The following is an 18718-nucleotide window of genomic DNA, read 5'->3' as shown; positions in this document are numbered from 1 at the left end:
GTGACTTACACTGCACAATGAAACTTAAAGGGATGCAGATCCGTTTTCCCCTTAGACTGATCTGACGCTTACGCATGCCGGCGCGTCAGACCCGGTGCCCTGAGTGAACTGATAACGCATCCCGATAGATTTCGCATCCCGATAAACAGCAACAGAAACGGAACCCTTCGTGTTCTTGAATGTCTTGGCCCAGACGACCACTGATACCGGCAACGGAGGTGGATTCGCTCTCTCGAACCTTCTCCTTCCGATCCTGCTGGCACTCTTCATCTTCATGATGTTCCGCAAGCAGAAGAAGACCCAGAAGACCGTCCAGGAGCAGCGTACCCAGATGGTCCCCGGAACCGAGGTCATGACCCAGTTCGGACTGTTCGGCACGATCGTGTCCGTTGACCAGGAAGAGAACAAGGCTGTCCTGGAGCTCTCACCGGGCAACACCGCCACCATCCACCTGCAGGCGCTGACCAAGGTTGTCACCACCACGCCGGCCGAAGAAGAGACGCCGGATCCCGTGGTTCCGGACGACGCTTCCTCCCTCACCAGCGAGGCCCCGCGCACGGAAAACACCGATGCTGCCGATTCGGCGCTCCGGGACGAGACGCCTGAGGAAACACTCCGGCGCCTGGACCGTGAGAACAAGAAAGACAACTAGACTCTCCGAGGGCCTGCGGGGTGGACTGAGTCCGCAGGCCCGCCGGATCACTCTGTCTCCGGCGATTACGCCCTAAAGGAAAACCTCTATGCCTCGAACCGGCTCCGGCCCCGCCGCGAAAAAGACGCTCATTTGGCTGGGCGTTATGTTCGCTGCCCTGGCCCTCCTGCTTGGCGGTGGCTCCATGTTGAGCAACGCCAGCTGGGCTCCCAAACTGGCCCTCGACCTCGAGGGCGGCACCCAGATGATCCTGTCCCCGAAGGTACAGGGCGGCAACTCTGAAATCAGCCAGGAACAGCTCGACCAGGCGGTGGAGATCATCCGCCAGCGTGTTGACGGCAGCGGTGTTTCCGAAGCGGAGATCACCACGCAGTCCGGCCGCAATGTTGTGGTCTCCCTGCCCGGTACGCCGTCCGCCGAAACCCGTGCGCTGATCCAGGCCTCTGCTGCCATGGAGTTCCGGGCCGTCATCCTGGGCGGTGCAGGGCAGGCTCCGGCCGCCGAGACGCCAACGCCGGACGACCAGCTGCCGCAGCCGACGGCCGAGCCGGAGAACGGATCCGACTTCAACTGGGTCACCCCGGAGCTGTACAAGGAATTCGAAACCACCAACTGCCTGGACCCGGCGACACTGGAAGCCTCGATTGAACCGGCTCCGGCGGATCAGCCGATGGTTGCCTGCGAACCGGAGACTGCCGGCAAGTACATCCTCGGCCCCGTCGAGGTGCCTGGCGCCCTGCTTGAGGACGCCAGCTTCGGACTGTCCCAGACCGGCCAGGGCCAGTCCCTGAACCAGTGGGCCGTGAACCTTGACTTCAACGGTGAAGGCACCGAGAAGTTCCGCGAAGTTTCCGAACGCCTCGTCGGGTTCGGTGCGGGAACCCCGCAGAACCAGTTCGCCATCGTCCTGGACGGGCAGATTATCTCCGCGCCGTCCATGAACGTGCCGATCACCGACGGCAACGCCCAGATCACCGGCAGCTACACGCAGGAGAGCGCCAAGGCGCTTTCCGAACAGCTGAAGTACGGTGCCCTGCCGATCAGCTTCGACATCCAGAGCGAGCAGCAGGTCTCCGCCACCCTGGGTGCAGACCAGCTGCGCATGGGCCTGATCGCCGGCGTTATCGGCCTGATCCTGGTGGCTGTCTACTCCCTGTTCCAGTACCGCGCCCTCGGGTTCGTCACGATCGCCTCCCTGGTCGTCGCCGGTGTGCTGACCTACCTGGCAATCGCGATCCTCGGCTGGTCGCACAACTACCGGCTCTCCCTTGCCGGTGTGGCAGGCCTGATTGTCGCGATCGGCCTCACCGCGGATTCGTTCATCGTCTACTTCGAACGAATCCGTGATGAACTGCGCGACGGCAGGGGACTGGTCTCCGCCGTCGACACCGGCTGGAAGCGGGCCAAGCGCACCGTCCTGGCGTCCAAGGCAGTGAACCTGCTTGCCGCCGTCGTGCTGTACTTCGTGGCTGTCGGCAACGTCCGTGGTTTTGCCTTCACGCTCGGCCTCACGGCCATCGCCGACCTGATCGTGGTCTTTATGTTTACGCACCCCGTGATGGTGCTGCTGGCCAAGACCAAGTTCTTCGGCCAGGGCCACAAATGGTCCGGCCTGGATGCGACCCGCCTTGGCGCTGTGCCGGTGTACCGCGGCGCGGGACGCCTGCGGGAACCTGCCATGGCAGGTGCCGCAGCCGCAGGGCAGGGCACGGACGCGCAGGACGCATCGACGCCCGGGTCCTCGAAGCCTGTCTCCCCGAAGAACAAGGGAGCTGCCAAGGAAGCTGAGCGCCGTATGACGATCGCTGAGCGGCGGCAGGCTGAGGCCGAAGCGCTGAAAGAAAAGCAGGGCGGGAAGAAGCCCGGTTCCGGCGGGGTATCCGACGGGAAGCAAGGTTCGATGGCAAGCACCGGCCGCGACGCGGAGAAGGAGGGCAACTGATGAGTAAGCTCCCCAGATTCGCCACATTCGGCAATGAGCTCTATACCGGGAAACGGTCCTACAACTTCGTTGGCCGGTACAAGCTGTGGTTCCTGATCGCAGCCGCCGCGATTCTCCTGTCCATCCTGATCCCCGTGGCCAAGGGTGGATTCAACCTCGGAATCGACTTCCGCGGCGGGTCCGAGTTCACCGTCTCCGGCGTGGAAAACACACAGGTTTCAGTGGGCGAACAGGCTGTAGCTGAAGTTGTCTCCGGTTCCGATCCGCGGGTTACCAACATTTCCCCCGGCACCATGCGGATCCAGACTGAAGAGCTCAGCGACGACGAGACCCTTGAGGTTAAGGCCGCGCTGGCGCAGGACTACGGCGTCTCCGAGGAGCAGGTCACCTCGACGTTCATTGGCCCCACCTGGGGGAGCGATGTCAGCCGTCAGGCGCTGATCGGCCTGCTGGTCTTTGTTGGCCTGGCCGCCGTCCTGATGGCCCTGTACTTCCGGACCTGGAAAATGTCGGTCGCGGCCATTACCGGTCTGCTCGCCGTGATGGTGACAACCGCGGGACTGTACGCGCTCAGTGGATTCGAAGTGACGCCGTCGGCGATCATCGGCTTCCTGACCGTGCTCAGCTACTCGCTGTATGACACGGTGGTGGTCTTTGACAAGATCCGTGAGAACACAGCCAATCTGGACAAACAGACCAAGCGCACGTTCGCCGAACAGGTGAACCTGGCGGTCAACCAGACACTGGTGCGTTCCATCAACACCTCCGTGGTCGCCGTCCTGCCGGTTGCGTCCGTGCTTTTCATCGGCGCCTACCTGCTGGGAGCAGGCACGCTGAAGGACCTCTCCCTGGCGCTGTTCATCGGAATCATCCTGGGTACCCTCGGCACGCTGTTCGTTGCGGCACCGCTGTACGCCTGGCTGCGCCGGAAGGAACCGGAGATCGTCAAGCAGGCCAAGCGGGTGCTTGACCGCCGCGAACAGCAGGCGCGTGCAGCCTCGGCACCTGAGGCCGCGTCCGCGGCCACTTAGTTCGCCAGAAGCACTAAACACCGCCGGTTCCGTTCCTTTCCCCCGGGGAAGAACGGAACCGGTGGTGTAAGTGCAGCAGCCGGGGGGCATAGACTGGGCAGATATCTGGAAAGAAAGGGCAGCAGTTGGCCGATAGCGCTACGCCTGCCGACAGCGCAGGGAAAGACCGGGGACCAGCAGCAGCCCCCGGTACCGTGAACTCCCAGGAAACAAGCCCCGGGAACAACGGGTCCGCCGGAGTCCAGGTCAAACGGGAACCGGAGGAACCGGCATCGAAGCCTGCCCCGAAGGCAGTCGCCAAACCGGTGCCGGCACGCCGCCAGGGCACCCGGGCCCGATTGGCACGCCTGGCCGGACGCGGAGGCACGGCTTACTCGCCGATGCTGGAACCGCTGCTGCGCACTGTCCGCGCCAACAACCCGCGCGAAGACCTCGACCTGATCCAGCGCGCCTATCTGGTAGCCGAACGCAGCCATGAAGGCCAGAAGCGCAAGAGCGGCGACCCTTACATCACGCACCCGGTCGCCGTGGCGACCATCCTCGCCGAACTGGGCATGACCGGAACCACCCTGGCTGCCGCGCTGCTCCACGACACGGTGGAGGACACCTCCTACACGCTGGACGAGCTCCGCAGCGAGTTCGGACCGGAAGTCGCCATGCTGGTGGACGGCGTGACCAAGCTGGACAAGGTGACCTTCGGGGACGCAGCCCAGTCGGAGACCGTCCGCAAGATGGTCGTGGCCATGGCCAAGGACATCCGCGTCCTGGTGATCAAGCTCGCCGACCGGCTGCATAACGCGCGGACCTGGCGTTTCGTTTCCCCGGAGTCCTCCGCCCGCAAGGCGCGGGAAACGCTGGAAATCTTTGCCCCGCTGGCCCACCGGCTCGGCATGAACACAATCAAGTGGGAACTTGAGGACCTGTCCTTCGCCGCACTGCACCCCAAGGTGTACGACGAAATTGTCCGGATGGTCGGCGACCGCACCCCGGAGCGGGAAAAGTACCTCACCACCGTGCGCAGCCAGATCGCTGAAGACCTGCACAACGTGAAGATCAAGGCAACGATCACCGGCCGCCCCAAGCACTATTACTCGATCTACCAGAAGATGATCGTGCGGGGTAAGGACTTCGACGACATCCATGACCTCATGGGCGTCCGCGTCCTGGTGGACTCCGTGCGCGACTGTTACGCCACCCTCGGCGCGCTGCATGCCCGCTGGAACCCCCTGCCCGGGCGGTTCAAGGACTACATCGCGATGCCGAAGTTCAACATGTACCAGTCACTGCACACCACGGTGATCGGTCCCGGCGGCAAACCGGTGGAAATCCAGATCCGCACCCACGACATGCACCGCCGTGCCGAGTACGGTGTGGCTGCGCACTGGAAGTACAAAGACGGCGCCAAGAACGGCGGCACGGTTCCGGACAACAGCGACATGGGCTGGCTCCGGTCCCTGGTCGACTGGCAGCAGGAAACTTCGGATCCGGATGAGTTCCTGGATTCGCTGCGCTTTGAAATCAATGCCCGCGAAGTCTTTGTTTTCACCCCCAAGGGTGAGGTCATGGCCCTGCCGGCCGGATCAACTCCCGTTGACTTCGCCTACGCCGTGCACACGGAAGTGGGCCACCGGACCATTGGTGCCAGGGTCAACGGAAAGCTGGTCCCGCTCAACAGCGAGCTCCAGCACGGTGACTGGGTGGAAATCTTCACCTCCAAGGCCGAAGGCGCCGGCCCCAGCCAGGACTGGCAGGGCTTCGTCAAGAGCCCCCGGGCCCGGAACAAGATCCGCCAGTGGTTCACCAAGGAACGCCGCGAAGAGGCGATCGAAAAGGGCAAGGACCTGCTCACCCGCGGCATGCGGAAGCAGAACCTTCCGCTGCAGCGCCTGATGAGCCACGACGCCCTCGTGGCAGTGGCGCAGGAACTGCACCACCAGGACATCTCCGCCCTGTATGCGGCGGTGGGTGACGGCCACACCTCGGCGCAGAACGTCATTGAACACCTGGTCAACCTCATGGGCGGCCACCAAGGGGCCGAAGAGGATCTGGCCGAGACTCCCGTTACCACGGCAGCGCGGCGGCCCAAGTTCTCCGACTCCGGCGTCACCGTCCGCGGTGTCGGCGATGTCTGGGTCAAGCTGGCCCGCTGCTGCACTCCGGTGCCGCCGGATCCCATCATTGGCTTCGTGACGCGCGGTTCGGGCGTCTCGGTGCACCGCACCGATTGCCGGAACGTGCAGGAACTGCGCGACCAGCCGGACCGGATCGTGCCGGTGGACTGGGCTCCCACACAGTCCTCGGTGTTCCTGGTGGAAATCCAGGTTGAGGCACTGGACCGCAAGAGTCTGCTGTCCGACGTCACGCGGGTCCTGTCGGAGAACCACGTTAATATCCTCTCGGCAAGCGTCAACACCTCCAGTGACCGGGTGGCCATGTCCAAGTTCGTCTTCGAGATGGGCGATCCGAAGTACCTCAGCCACATCCTGAGCGCGGTCCGCCGGATCGACGGCGTTTACGACGTCTACCGCACCACCGGCAACCAGCGCCGCATCTAAGCTGGCACGCTCTCGGATGGAGCCGTGAGGGGGCCGGAACCGGAATGATCCGGTTCCGGCCCCGTTTCTTCTGTCCCTGAACCCCGCGTCTCCCCGGCGGATGCCTCGGCCAGTTCCACCGCCTCCAGCGCCTGCCTGGTGCCCGGCACCCGGTGCCCGCTGCGCAGCAGCGTCCGGACGTAGTGCAGCGGAGCGTTCAGGCCGGGCTCGCGGGACATCTGCACCAGCACGTCCGCGGCTTCCGCCAGCGGGGCGTGGAGTGCGACGTCGAGGGCGGTCCGCAGCGGCTGTGTCACCGGCACCCCACCCAGTTCCAGCCGGTCCGCGGGGCCCAGCGTCACTTCGTGCAGCACCGCTCCGCTGAACGGCGGCAGCGAGGTGCTGCGCCGCCGGGCGTCGGCCAGCAGCGTCAGGCGCCGTGGAGGGGGAGCGCAGCCATAGATCCAGGCGGCGCTCAGCCGCCCGAAAACGTAGCGCCCCTGCAGGGATGCCGGAAGATGGTGATGGGCCGCCAGGGCGCGGGCCAGGGGTCCGGGGCGGACATCCCAGCGCAGATACGTGGAACCGTAAACGCGGGTCACCAGAAGGTCCCGGCACATCCCCTGCAGCTCCTCTTCGGTGAACGGGCCGCCCGGATGGAAAATGGCGCCCCCGGTGGAGGTGACTGCCGGAATAGCACCCGGCATCGGGCTGGACAATGACATTCGCCAAGACTGACCTGCCGGCGGGAAATGCGAAAGGGCCCGGATGCCGCCTGTGGAAAAGCGGAATCCGGGCCCCTCACGGGGGTTCGCCCCTTTGCCGGCGGTATAGCCGGTTGGGTGGGCTGGTGGCTTAGGAGAAGTCCTGAGCCGAGCGGCGGAGAGTTTCCAGCCACTGCAGGCGGGCTTCCAGCGCCTCGCGGGCATCTGCGATCTTCTTCGCGTTGCCGTCCTTCTCGGCGGCAGCCAGTTCCTCCTCGAGGGAGGTGATGGCGGCTTCGAGCTGGCTGAGGGCGCTGTTGGTGCGGGCCTTGGTTTCCGGATTGCTCCGCTGCCAGTGCTCGTCCTCGGCAGCCTTGACTGCTTCCTCAACCTTCCGGATACCGGCCTCCATCCGGCCCATGTCGGCGCGCGGAACCTTGCCGGCTTCCTCCCAGCGGTCACGGATCGACTGCAGCGCCTTGCGGGCAGCGTTCAGGTCCGTGACAGGCAGGATGGCCTGGGCTTCCTTCAGCAGCGCTTCCTTGACCACGAGGTTGGAGGCGAATTCCTCGTCAATAACTTCGTTGGCGGCCTGGCGGGCAGCGAAGAACTTGTCCTGGGCTGCACGGAAGCGGGCCCAGAGGGCGTCGTCATCCTTGCGGCTGGCCCGCTTGGAGGCCTTCCACTCGTCCATGAGGCTGCGGTACTCGGAGGCGGTGTTGCCCCAGTCGGTGGACGTGGACAGCGCCTCGGCCCGGGCGATGAGGTCTTCCTTGGCTCGTTTGGCCTCGGCGTTCTCATTGTCCAGCTGCGAGAAATAGGCGCGGCGGTGCCGGTCGAAGACGGTCCGGGCGGAGCGGAAGCGCTTCCACAGGGCATCTTCGTTGCTGCGGCCTAGACGCGGCCCGTTCTTCTGCGCGGCTTTCCACGCTTCGAACAGTTCGTTCATCCGGTTGCTGCTGGTTTTCCACTGAATCGAGGCCGGGTCCTTGGCGGAAATCTCCTCCGCCTCGGCGACGATCGCTTCGCGTGCGGCGAGCTCGCGGGCACGGACGGCCTCGGCCTCGGCGCGCTCAGCTGCCTCGGCTTCCTTGATGCCCGCGCCCAGTGCCTCGATACGGGCATCGAGGGCCAGCACATCGCCTACCATTTTGCGTTCGGCGACCTGCTCGGCCAGATGCTTGAGGGTTTTGTGCATGTCACCGGCCGGAGCCTTGGCAGCAAGGCGCGCCTCCAGCAGCATGACCTGGCTGACGGCGTCGTCGTACTTACGCACAAAGTAGGCCAGGGCTTCATCCCGCGTTGCGTCCGGATACTGGCCCACAGGGAACTCTTCGCTGCCGACGAGCAGGAAGACGTGGCCGTCTTCCTCGACGCGGGCAAAGCGGGCGGCTTCTTCCAGCGGCGTGGTGTGGGCTGCCGGAGCGGCTACTGCCGGTGCTGGCGCAGCGGCTCCGGGACGGGGTGCCGCCGGGGCGGGAGCCGGACGCCGCGCCGCGAAGGCGGCTGGGCTGGGCGCGGGGATGCGCTGATTGTCCGGAGCAGTCCCGGTGGCTGTTTCGTCGGATTTCTGACTGTCTGTCACCGCTAAAAGTCTTTCACTCGATGGATGGCCGCTGAGCGAAGCCGCTGTGCCATGTTCTTGCCGTGCCATTTACTTCAGGGTAAACGAATCTATCGTCACCGGTGCTAGGGGTTCTCCGTCCTGGACGCCGCCTGCCGTCCCGGCTGCAGCGATGGATTCCAGAACATCAAGCCCTGACGTTACCTTACCCATTATCGTGTACCCGCCGGTCTCCTGCGTTATGACTGAGTCCTTGTAGACAATGAAGAACTGCGTACCGTGCGAATCCGTGGTCCCGGCGCGGGCCACAGCAACAGAGCCGGCCGGATAGACCCCGTCAGCGGGCGTGTTTTCCACCGGACCCCACTGGTAGCCGGGGTCCGAAGCTCCGGTGCCGTCCGCCGAGCCGCACTGGAGCACTCCCATGGACTCCGCAGTGGTCAGCCGGTGGCAGTTCTTACCGTCGAAGAAACCCGAGTCCGCCAGGGACTTAAAGACGGAAACGGCCTGCGGCGCGGCGTTGCCGTCCAGTTCAATTCCCAGTTCCGATCCGTTGAGCGAGAGCGCGCCGCTCAGGACTTGCCCGCCGGCCAGCGACGGATCCGGGACGGTTAGATCGCTGCCGGTTTCTTCCGCTGCGGCCTTCGCCTGGCTTTCCAGCAGCGCCAGGTCCTCGGCGGTGGGATTGGAGGAGAACCAGAAAACCTGGAGCGCGATGGCCAAAACCAGGACCAGGACCCCGGCGATCCCGGCGTAGACATTGTCCTTCAGCCGCCGCCGGCCCTGCTCCCGGGCCAGTGTCTGCCGGGCTTCCATCCGGGCCACGCGACGGCGGGTTTCACGCTCGGTACGGCTGGTGACCTTCACCGCTGCCTCCTTTGAGGGGAACTGGGTCCGGTCGCCGCGGCGGCGCCGGGGTGCTCTGCGGCATCCATGGGGGCGGAAGAGGCTAAAATGAGTGCCGCACACAGTTTATGCATGCAGCAGCTGTGTTTTCCCAGTATCCGGACCCGGGCGCTCCCATGCGCCCACCGCCGGATCCGATCCACCCTAAGGAGTTCTCCCGCATGGCACGCAAGGCCTCACTGTCCGGTTTCCCCGAATGGCTACCGCAGGAGCGCCTGGTTGAACTCCATGTCCTGGACGTGCTGCGCCGGACCTTTGAACTCCACGGCTTCTCCAACATCGAGACCCGCGCGGTGGAAACCGTCGGGCAGCTGCTGCGCAAGGGCGAAATCGACAAGGAAGTCTACGCGCTCAGCCGGCTGCAGGCCGAGGAAGGCGAAAGCAGCGGCAAGCAGGACCCGAACCAGCTCGCACTGCACTTCGACCTGACCGTTCCGTTCGCCCGGTACGTGGTGGAGAACGCGGGCCACCTGGCCTTCCCGTTCCGCCGCTACCAGATCCAGAAGGTGTGGCGCGGAGAGCGCCCGCAGGAGGGCCGTGCCCGCGAGTTCACCCAGGCGGACATCGATGTGGTGGGCGACGGCGACCTGCCGTTCCGGTACGACGTCGAGCTGGCGCTGGTCATCGCCGAAGCGCTCGGTGCCCTGCCCATCCCGGATTTCCGCATCCGGGTCAACAACCGCAAACTGGCCGAGGGCTTTTACCGGGGCATCGGGCTGGAAGACACCGCAGGGGTGCTGCGCAGCATCGACAAGCTTGAGAAGGTTGGCCCGGCACGTGTTGCCGAGCTGCTGCAGGAAGAACTGGGCGCCACCGCTGAGCAGGCGGACCTCGCACTGAAGCTCGCCTCCATCCGCACCGACGACGTGAGCTTTGCTGCCCAGGTGCGGGCGCTGGGGGTCACGAACGAGCTGCTGGAAACCGGCCTCGATGAGCTGGAGCAGGTGATCGCAGAGGCAGCCAAGCGCGCTCCGGGCAAGGTCGTGGCGGACCTGTCCATCGCCCGCGGCCTGGACTACTACACCGGCACCGTCTACGAAACGGTCCTGGTGGGACACGAGCAGCTGGGTTCCATCTGCTCCGGCGGCCGCTACGACGCACTGGCTGCCAAGGGCAGCCGGACGTTCCCCGGCGTCGGGCTCTCCATCGGAGTGACCCGCCTGGTGATGCGCATCCTCAGCCAGGAATTCGCCCAGGCTTCCCGTGCGGTTCCCACCGCAGTGCTGGTCACCCTGGCCGACGACGATTCCTGGTCCGCGGCGCAGGACGTCGCCGCGGCCCTGCGCGGACGCGGTATCTCCGTGGAGGTGGCAGCGAAGGCAGATAAGTTCGGCAAGCAGATCAAGTACGCTGACCGGCGCGGCATTCCCTTTGTCTGGTTCACCGCCGAAGACGGCAGCCACGAGGTAAAGGACATCCGTTCCGGGGACCAGGTGTCCGCGGACCCGGCTGTCTGGACCCCGCCGGCCGAGGACCTCCTTCCGCAGGTCACCGCCCGCAGCTGATTCCTTCCCAGGCTGATTCCTTCTTTAACTGATTCGTTGCACGGCTGAAACACGCCGCTTCCGGGTTGTGCCTGGCCGCTGGCCTATAGTGGCTGCATGAAAACCCCACTCCGGATCGGTTACGCGGCCATGCTGGAACAATTCCATCCGACGGAGGCCGTGGCTCTTTCCGCTTATGCGGAAGAGCGGGGCTTCTCCGGTGTGATGGCTGCGGACCATTTCCAGCCCTGGGTGCCGGCGCAGGGGCAGTCCGCTTTTGTCTGGAACGTCCTTTCTGCTTTGGGGGAGCGGACCAAGGGCGATATTGGTCCAGGGGTCACCGCCCCCACTTTCCGCTGGCACCCGGCGATGGTGGCGCAGGCTTCGGCCACCCTGGCTGCCATGTATCCCGGGCGGCACTGGCTGGGGCTGGGGTCCGGTGAGGCACTGAATGAGCACGTCACGGCTCAGTACTGGCCCGAGGCGCCGGAGCGGATCAACCGCATGTTCGAGGCCATCGAGGTCATCTCCAAGCTCTTCGCCGCGTCCTTGGCCGGCAAGGACGTGCGGCACAGCGGGACCTTCTACAAGATGGAATCCACCCGCCTGTGGACCATGCCGGAGGTTGCCCCGGAAATCCTTGTCGCCACCGCCGGTCCCGTGACGGCCAAACGCGCCGGAAAGCACGCGGACGGCCTCATCACCGTGGGCGCACCGCTGGAGAAGATCGAGGGCCTGTTTGCACGTTTCGACGCCGGTGCCCGTGAGGCCGGCAAGGATCCGGACACCATGCCCAAGGTCCTGCAGCTGCACATGAGCTGGGCACCCACGTACGAGGAAGCGCTGGCCAACGCCATGACCGAATGGCCCAACGGCGGAATGAAGTTCCCCAAGGCGGACATCCGCTCACCGTTTGAACTGGAGCAGATGGCCCGCCTGGTCCGCCCGGAGGACTTTGAGGGCCGGCTGCTGATTTCCGAGGACCCCGACGTGCACCGCGCCTACATCCAGAAATTCCTGGACCTGGGCTTCGACCGCGTTTATCTGCACAATGTGGGGCGGAACCAGCGCGACTGGATCGACACGTTCTCCGCCAGCGTGCTGCCGGAGCTGCACCGATGAATCCTGCCTGGACCGGAACCGTCCCCGCTGACCCGGAAACGAAAACCCCCAACGAGGACCTGCCGGAGGCCCCTGCCTCCGCCCTGGACCCCGCGCTGGACCCTGTCCCCGCACTGGACACAGAACCGCCGGCGGCTGAGCGCCTGGTGATCACTCCGGTACACGGCATCGGAGAGGTCCAGGCCGGGGAGAACCTGGTGGAGCTGATCGGACAGGCCTGCGGCCGCGAGCTTCGCAGCGGGGACATCCTCGTGGTGACCTCCAAGATCGTGTCCAAGGCCGAAGGCCGCACGCTGCCTGCAGACCGCCGGGATGACGCCGTCGAACAGGAAACGGTCAGGCTGGTCGCCAGCCGCGAGCACGCGGCCGGAACCACCCGGATCGTAGAAAACCGGCTTGGAATCGTTGCCGCCGCCGCCGGAGTGGACGCCAGCAACACTGCCGAGGGCACGGTGCTGCTGCTGCCGCTGGATCCGGACGCGTCTGCCCGCCGGCTCTGCCGGGGCCTGAAGCGGGATTGGGGTGTCGACGTCGGCGTAGTGATCACCGATACTCTGGGCCGGCCCTGGCGGCAGGGCCAGACTGATGCCGCGATCGGCACGGCGGGCCTAAGTGTGCTGCTGGATCTGCGGGGACTTCCGGACAGCTCCGGACGGCCGATGTCCGCGACAGTCACCGCGGTGGCCGACGAGATCGCTGCCGCTGCCGATCTGGTGAAGGGCAAGACTTTTGGGCTGCCTGTGGCCCTGGTCCGCGGACTGGACGCGCTGGTGACGGTGGGCGGAATGGACCGTGATCCCGGCGCCAAGGCCCTGCTCCGCCCGGCCGAAGAGGACATGTTCCGGCAGGGCACCGCCGAAGCGTTTGAAGACGGACGGCGCAGCGGCACCCGATCCGGCTACAACGCCGGGTACGACGACGGCCACGCCGCCGGATATGAAGACGGCTACGCGGCAGGTTATGCCGCGGCGGCGGCCGAGGCCCGCCGCCGTGCCCGTTCCAGCGGCGGCTGAGCGCGGCTGGCTTGACCCGGCGTCGGCTAAGCGCAGGTCGAGTTACCGGCGGCTGAGTGCAACCAGGGGCCGCCCTGTGGCCGGGTGGATCAGCATTGTGGCGCTGACGCCGTAAACCCGGCGGATGAGTTCCGGGGTGAGGATCTCTTGCACCGGCCCCGCCGCGGCAATCCGCCCGCCGTGCAGCACCAGCAGGTGCGAGCAGGACGCGGCAGCGTGGTTGATGTCATGCAGGGCAGCCGCGACGGCCAGCCCTTCGGCGGCCAGGCCCTGCAGCAGATCCAGGGTTTCCAGCTGCGCGGCGGCGTCCAGGTGGTTGGTGGGTTCGTCCAGCAGCAGCACTGACGGTTCCTGCGCCAGCGCCCTGGCCAGCTGCACCCGCTGCCGTTCGCCGCCGGAGAGCGTCGGGTACAGGCGTTCCGCCAGATGCCGCGCACCGGCTGCTGCCAGGGCCCGTTCCACGGCAGCGTGATCGCCCGGCCTGTCCGCGGCAAACAGGCTGCGGTGCGGGGTGCGGCCCAGGGCCACCACGCCGCGGACCGGCTGCGCGACGTCGTCCGGCAGCGACTGCTCCACCAAGGCGATGCTGCGGGCACGCACCCTGGTGCCGATCCGGTCCAGGGACCGGCTCCCCAGACGCACCGTTCCGGAATCCGCCGGCAGGACGCCCGCGAGCAGATGCAGCAAGGTGGACTTCCCGGCGCCGTTGGGACCCAGGATGCCCGTAACCGTTCCCGGGCGGAGAGTGCAGCTGACGCCGTCGAGCAGCAGCTTCCCGCCGCGGGCCACAGTGACGTACTCCGCGGCCAGCGCCTGCGGCTGCGGAACGCTGCTGCCGTCACGGGCCGGGAGCCGGACGGTGGTCATGAGCTGCTCCGCCGGCGCAGCAGCAGGACAATAAAGACCGGCGCGCCGATCAGCGCGGTCACGATCCCAACCGGGATTTCCCGCGGCTCGAAGACCGTCCGTGCAGCAGTGTCGGCCAGGACCAGGAAGAGCGCCCCGGCCAGTGCGGAGAGCGGCAGAAGGGCGCGGTGCCCGGAGCCGGCAACCAGCCGGACGGCATGGGGAAGCACCAGGCCGACGAATCCGATGGATCCGCTGACGGAGACCATGGCACCGGTGAGCAGCGCGGTGGCTCCCAGCAGGGTCCACCGCACGGCGGGCACCGGGACCCCCAGGGCTGCGGCAGCGGTGTCCCCGAAGGCGAACGCATCCAGGATCCGGCCGCAGAAGAGCAGGGGAATTCCCACCACGGCCAGGACCGGGAAGGTGATGCCGACACTGCTCCAGTCCGCTCCGGCAAGCGATCCCATCAGCCAGCCCAGCACCTCACGGTAGGAATCTCCCTGGGCTGTCCAGAACACGATGAAGGACGCGGCCGCGGCGGCCAGCGAGGAGACTGCCAGCCCCGCCAGGATCGTCCGGGTGGGAGTGATGGTGCCCAGCGCCCCCGCGAGGCTGAGCGTGAGCACCATGGCCAGCATGGCTCCGGCGAAGGCCGCGGCGGGAAGCACGACGGCGAAGCCCAGGAGCAGCACGGAAACCGCCCCCAGTGATGCCCCGGAGCTTAGGCCCAGGAGGTAGGGGTCGGCCAGCGGGTTGCGGGTCAGCGCCTGGATCACTGCTCCGCAGAGGGCCAGCCCGGCGCCGACAGCCGCTGCCGTCAGCAGCCGGGGGAGCCGCAGCTCGCGGATGATCGCCTCCTGGATGGGACTAAGCGCACTGTTGCCCGGTGACACCAGGGCCAGCCAGGCCTCACGGGGGCCCAGACCGGCCGGGCCAACGGTGAGCGCCCAGAGCATCGCCGCTGCCAAGGCGGCGGCCAGGACGACGGCGGTTGGCCAGGCACGGGACCGGGCCTGGCCAACCGCCCGTACGGACCGGCCGGCACTGCCGGCATGTGCCGGGGTTCGCGGGACCCGCACGTCAGTCAAAGGCGGCCACCTGCTCGGTGAGCGACCGGACGGTTTCAACATTGCGCACCCCGGCTTCCGAGGCGGCGAAGGGCACGACCAGGTACTGCTGCTTCTGCACCGCCTGGAGCTGGGAAATCACCGGGTGGGATTCGAGCACTGCCTTCTTCCTTTCGACGCTGCCCCACGCCGAATCCACGAGGACAATCACGTCAGGATCCGCGGCAGCGACCGCCTCCCAGGAGAAGGGACTCCAGCCCTGTTTGATGCCGGCGGCGATGTTCTCCAGGCCGGCGGCTTCCAGCATCAGCTGCGGAGCCCCGCTGCCCGCACCGACATAGGGCGTGTCTGAACCGGAGCTGTACCAGAGGGCCGTGAGCCCCGCCGCCGAGGGCACAACCGCGTCCAGGTCGGTGCGCTGCGCGTCCACGAGTTCCTGCGCGGCCTCCGGCACACCGAACAGGTCGCCGGCTTCGGTGATCGAGGCGAAAACGTCGTCGAAAGTCAGGGGATCGGGCCGGTAGCCGTCCTGCTGGCATGCGGCCGGAGAGACGTAACTGGCGACGCCGAGGTCAGCCAGCTGGGTGCGTTCCCCGGCTCCGTCCGCGGAAAAGTTCGATTCCCATCCGGCGAACACCAGGTCCGGCGCCAGCGCCAGGACCGCCTCGCGGGAAGGAACCTTGTCTGCCAGGACCGGCGGGGCCGTGGCCGGTTCCCAGGCAATCGGCACCGGCCCGTCGGAGAACGCGGTACCCACGATCCGGTCCCCGAGTCCGAGGGCAAGGAGCATCTCCGTGGACGTGGACTTAATCGTGACCACCCGCTCGGGCGCGGCGTCGAGGAGCACGGGGGTTCCGCAGTTATCCAGCTCGAGCGGGTAGGCCGGGGACTCCGGAGCCGTTTTACTGTGGCTTGCTTCGGTGGCTGGTGCCGGCGCCTCCGCCTCGGACGCCGGGGTTGAACAGCCTGAAAGCAGAGCCGCTCCGCAGAACATGACAGCCCATCCCAGGGAGGACTTAGGCCGAGGTGTCTTTGTCTGAGCGGCCGTTGCGGGTGGAGCGTTTGTGAGTCTGCGGGCGGCTGTGCTGGGGTGGGCGGGGGTGCTGAGCCGGACAGTGGTGCTGGGGCGGGAGGCGGTGCGGGAGCGTGACATGGGACCTCGCTGGTGGGATTTGGACGGGGACCTGCCGGGGCCTTGCGCTGAATCGGCGCGGAGAACCCGCGAATAACCATGGCCATGGCCCAAATCGAGGCCGGCGGATCCCGGCCAGACCGGCCGGAGAAACGATGCCTGCCGCCGGACTGAAAGCGCACCTGGCGGCAATTTCTACACTCTTGCAGAACGGGCGCGCATAGCCAAGGATGGCGGGCACGGAGAAAACAGCTGCCCCGCAGCTTTAATGCCTCCGAAACGCAGGGGAAATCTTTAGCCCAAAGGATGTGGAAAGGCCCTCAGCGGTCTTTCGGAACAGGCGGCAGCGGTGCCGCCGGAAGGTGGAGGCTGTTTTGACAATTGTCCGTACCGCACTGACCCAGACAACGTGGACCGGGGACGAGGAATCCATGGTTGCCAAACATGAGGACTTCGTCCGGAGAGCCGCTGCGGAAGGCGCGGAGGTTATTTGTTTCCAGGAGCTGTTCCACGGGCCTTATTTTGGAATCGTCCAGGACAGCAAGTACTACGAATATGCCCAGTCTGTTCCGGGACCGCTGACCGAACGCTTCGCCGAACTGGCTGCCGAGCATCATATGGTGATCATTCTTCCGGTGTATGAGGAGGAACAGCCCGGTGTCTACTACAACACCGCCGCCGTGATCGATGCCGACGGAACCTATCTGGGCAAATACCGCAAGAACCATATTCCGCACGTGGAGAAATTCTGGGAGAAGTTCTATTTCCGGCCCGGAAACCTTGGCTGGCCCGTTTTCGACACCGCCGTCGGGAAAGTCGGCGTGACCATCTGCTATGACCGGCATTTCCCCGAGGGATGGCGGGTACTGGGACTTAATGGGGCGCAGCTGGTCTTTAACCCCAATGCCTCCAAGCCCGGACTTTCCAACCGGCTTTGGGACCTTGAACAGCCCACTGCAGCGGCCGCCAACGGATATTACGTGGTGGTGCCGAACCGGGTGGGGGAAGAAACCAACGAATTCGGCGAGGAAGCCGTCGACTTCTACGGCACTTCCTACATCGCGGACCCGCAGGGCAACTATGTGGGGGACCGCGGCGCACGGGACCGTGAGGAACTGATGATCCGGGACCTGGACATGGATCTGGTCCGTACTGCCCGCAACAACTGGCAGTTCTACCGGGACCGCCGGCCGGACGCCTACAACCCGATCACTGCTCCGTAGGCAGCAGGCGGCTCACCGCAGGCAGCACCGCACCCGGTCCAGTCCAGAGGAAGGCAAGGAAACGTTCTATGGCAACAACACTTATCTCCGGTGGCACCGTCGTCACCGCCACCGGCCGCAGCGCTGCGGATGTCCTGGTGGATGGAGAGAAAATCGCCGCGGTCCTGGCACCCGGTTCAACCCTGCTCGGCCATGATCTCGCCGGGTCGGTGGATACGGTCCTCGATGCCACCGGGAAATACGTGATCCCCGGCGGGATCGATGCCCACACCCACATGCAGATGCCCTTCGGCGGCACCGAAGCCAGCGATACCTTCGAAACCGGAACCCGGGCGGCAGCCTGGGGCGGCACCACCACCATCGTTGACTTTGCGATCCAGCGTTACGGGGAAAGGGTGATGGACGGGCTCGCCGCCTGGCATGACAAAGCCGCCGGTGAATGCGCCATCGACTACGGGTTCCACCAGATCATCGGTGACGTCAACGACGACTCGCTGAAGGCCATGGAGTCACTGGTGGACGAGGGAGTCTCCAGCTACAAGCTCTTTATGGCCTACCCCGGAGTCTTCTACAGCGACGACGCACAGATCTACAAGGCCATGCGGGTCGGCGCCGAGACCGGGCTGATGACCATGATGCATGCGGAGAACGGCCCGGCTATCGACGCCATGGTCGCCGAGCTGCTGGCACAGGGAAAAACCGACCCGTATTACCACGGGGTGGCCCGCGCCTGGCAGATGGAGGAGGAAGCCACCCACCGGGCGATCATGCTCGCCAACCTGACCGGCGCACCGCTGTACGTCGTGCACGTTTCGGCGAAACAGGCTGTCGAACAGCTGGCGGCCGCGCGGGACAACGGGCAGAACGTTTTCGGTGAAACCTGTCCGCAGTACCTGTACCTCTCGCTGGAGGACCAGCTCGGAGCGGACGGCTTCGAAGGTGCCAAGTGGGTCTGTTCCACTCCGCTGCGCTCCAAGCACGAACACCACCAGGACCACATGTGGCAGTCGCTGCGCACCAATGACATCCAGATGGTGGCCACGGACCACTGCCCGTTCTGCATGAAGGGGCAGAAGGACATGGGAGTGGGCGACTTCTCCAAGATCCCCAATGGCATCGGCTCCGTGGAACACCGGATGGACCTGATGTACCAGGGGGTCGTGGACGGAAAAATCAGCCTCGAACGCTGGGTGGAAATCACCAGCACGACGCCGGCGCGGATGTTCGGCATGTACGGCACCAAGGGCGTGATCGCTCCCGGAGCCGATGCCGACGTCGTTATTTACGATCCGAACGGCCACACCTCGATCGGGCTGGACAAGACCCACCATATGAACATGGACTACTCGGCGTGGGAGGGCTACGAGATCGAGGGCCACGTGGACACGGTGATGTCCCGCGGCAAGGTGGTCATCAACAACAACGAGTATCTGGGCAGTAAGGGCCACGGACAGTACGTCCGCCGCTCCACCAGCCAGTACCTGGTTTAGGGGAG

Annotated in this window: 15 protein-coding genes; 9 read left to right on the top strand and 6 right to left on the bottom strand. The window is 65.8% G+C overall.

The annotated features are described in order from the left end of the window. Nucleotides 1-175: 175 nt before the first annotated feature. The 4 genes from yajC (at nt 176) to ArtHe_RS07080 (ending at nt 6180) form a co-directional block, all read left to right on the top strand. The gene (yajC, locus tag ArtHe_RS07095; protein ID WP_255220887.1) at nt 176-652 is read left to right on the top strand and encodes a preprotein translocase subunit YajC; all 477 of its coding nucleotides are present in this window, start codon (nt 176-178) and stop codon (nt 650-652) included. An 88-nt stretch (nt 653-740) separates the two neighbouring features. Then, the gene (gene secD / locus ArtHe_RS07090) at nt 741-2594 is read left to right on the top strand and encodes a protein translocase subunit SecD (RefSeq protein WP_248319369.1); all 1854 of its coding nucleotides are present in this window, start codon (nt 741-743) and stop codon (nt 2592-2594) included. Continuing rightward, complete coding sequence (gene secF / locus ArtHe_RS07085) at nt 2594-3625, top strand: protein translocase subunit SecF (protein ID WP_248319368.1); 1032 nt, start codon at nt 2594-2596, stop codon at nt 3623-3625. The genes secD and secF overlap by 1 nt, the downstream gene beginning before the upstream one ends. Nucleotides 3626-4005: 380 nt before the next feature. Then, nucleotides 4006-6180 carry a bifunctional (p)ppGpp synthetase/guanosine-3',5'-bis(diphosphate) 3'-pyrophosphohydrolase gene (locus tag ArtHe_RS07080; RefSeq protein WP_246168640.1) on the top strand — a complete coding sequence of 725 codons (2175 nt, stop codon included), beginning with the start codon at nt 4006-4008 and terminating at the stop codon, nt 6178-6180. Here ArtHe_RS07080 and ArtHe_RS07075 read toward each other — a convergent pair. The 3 genes from ArtHe_RS07075 to ArtHe_RS07065 form a co-directional block, all read right to left on the bottom strand. Beyond that, complete coding sequence (locus ArtHe_RS07075) at nt 6177-6884, bottom strand: type IV toxin-antitoxin system AbiEi family antitoxin (protein WP_248319367.1); 708 nt, start codon at nt 6882-6884, stop codon at nt 6177-6179. The two genes, ArtHe_RS07080 and ArtHe_RS07075, sit on opposite strands and share 4 nt — an antisense overlap. A 130-nt stretch (nt 6885-7014) precedes the next feature. Next, nucleotides 7015-8388 carry a DUF349 domain-containing protein gene (locus tag ArtHe_RS07070; RefSeq protein ID WP_248319710.1) on the bottom strand — a complete coding sequence of 458 codons (1374 nt, stop codon included), beginning with the start codon at nt 8386-8388 and terminating at the stop codon, nt 7015-7017. A 129-nt stretch (nt 8389-8517) separates the two neighbouring features. Further along, nucleotides 8518-9294 (bottom strand): peptidylprolyl isomerase, encoded by a 777-nt coding sequence (locus ArtHe_RS07065; RefSeq protein WP_248319365.1) that lies wholly within the window; start codon nt 9292-9294, stop codon nt 8518-8520. A gap of 200 nt (nt 9295-9494) precedes the next feature. Between ArtHe_RS07065 and hisS the strand changes: the two genes are divergently transcribed. From hisS to ArtHe_RS07050, 3 genes are all read left to right on the top strand, one after another. Continuing rightward, nucleotides 9495-10838, top strand: coding sequence for a histidine--tRNA ligase (gene hisS / locus ArtHe_RS07060; RefSeq protein ID WP_066297450.1), 1344 nt, complete (start codon nt 9495-9497; stop codon nt 10836-10838). 96 nt (nt 10839-10934) lie between these two features. Continuing rightward, complete coding sequence (locus ArtHe_RS07055) at nt 10935-11939, top strand: TIGR03557 family F420-dependent LLM class oxidoreductase (RefSeq protein ID WP_248319364.1); 1005 nt, start codon at nt 10935-10937, stop codon at nt 11937-11939. Continuing rightward, on the top strand, nt 11936-12952 hold the full coding sequence (locus tag ArtHe_RS07050) for a coenzyme F420-0:L-glutamate ligase (RefSeq protein WP_282568718.1): 1017 nt from the start codon (nt 11936-11938) through the stop codon (nt 12950-12952). Before ArtHe_RS07055 ends, ArtHe_RS07050 begins: the two co-directional genes overlap by 4 nt. 42 nt (nt 12953-12994) lie before the next feature. On the opposite strand, the gene ArtHe_RS07045 is transcribed toward ArtHe_RS07050, so the two are convergent. From ArtHe_RS07045 to ArtHe_RS07035, 3 genes are all read right to left on the bottom strand, one after another. Then, nucleotides 12995-13819, bottom strand: a complete 825-nt coding sequence (locus tag ArtHe_RS07045) for an ATP-binding cassette domain-containing protein (RefSeq protein ID WP_248319362.1) — start codon at nt 13817-13819, stop codon at nt 12995-12997. After that, nucleotides 13816-14781 carry a putative F420-0 ABC transporter permease subunit gene (locus ArtHe_RS07040; protein WP_282568728.1) on the bottom strand — a complete coding sequence of 322 codons (966 nt, stop codon included), beginning with the start codon at nt 14779-14781 and terminating at the stop codon, nt 13816-13818. The genes ArtHe_RS07045 and ArtHe_RS07040 overlap by 4 nt, the downstream gene beginning before the upstream one ends. 100 nt (nt 14782-14881) lie before the next feature. Continuing rightward, entirely contained in the window at nt 14882-16021 is a 1140-nt protein-coding gene (locus ArtHe_RS07035) for a putative F420-0 ABC transporter substrate-binding protein (RefSeq protein ID WP_248319360.1), read from the bottom strand. A 353-nt stretch (nt 16022-16374) separates the two neighbouring features. Between ArtHe_RS07035 and ArtHe_RS07030 the strand changes: the two genes are divergently transcribed. Both ArtHe_RS07030 and hydA read left to right on the top strand, forming a co-directional pair. Further along, on the top strand, nt 16375-17223 hold the full coding sequence (locus ArtHe_RS07030; RefSeq protein WP_066297457.1) for a nitrilase-related carbon-nitrogen hydrolase: 849 nt from the start codon (nt 16375-16377) through the stop codon (nt 17221-17223). Nucleotides 17224-17291: 68 nt separating this feature from the next. Beyond that, on the top strand, nt 17292-18713 hold the full coding sequence (gene hydA / locus ArtHe_RS07025; protein WP_248319358.1) for a dihydropyrimidinase: 1422 nt from the start codon (nt 17292-17294) through the stop codon (nt 18711-18713). Nucleotides 18714-18718: the final 5 nt, after the last annotated feature.

Origin of the sequence: Arthrobacter sp. Helios (assembly GCF_023167125.1) — a bacterium.
Classification (GTDB): Bacteria; Actinomycetota; Actinomycetes; order Actinomycetales; family Micrococcaceae; genus Arthrobacter_B; species Arthrobacter_B luteolus.
This window is presented reverse-complemented; position numbering and strand designations above follow the sequence as displayed.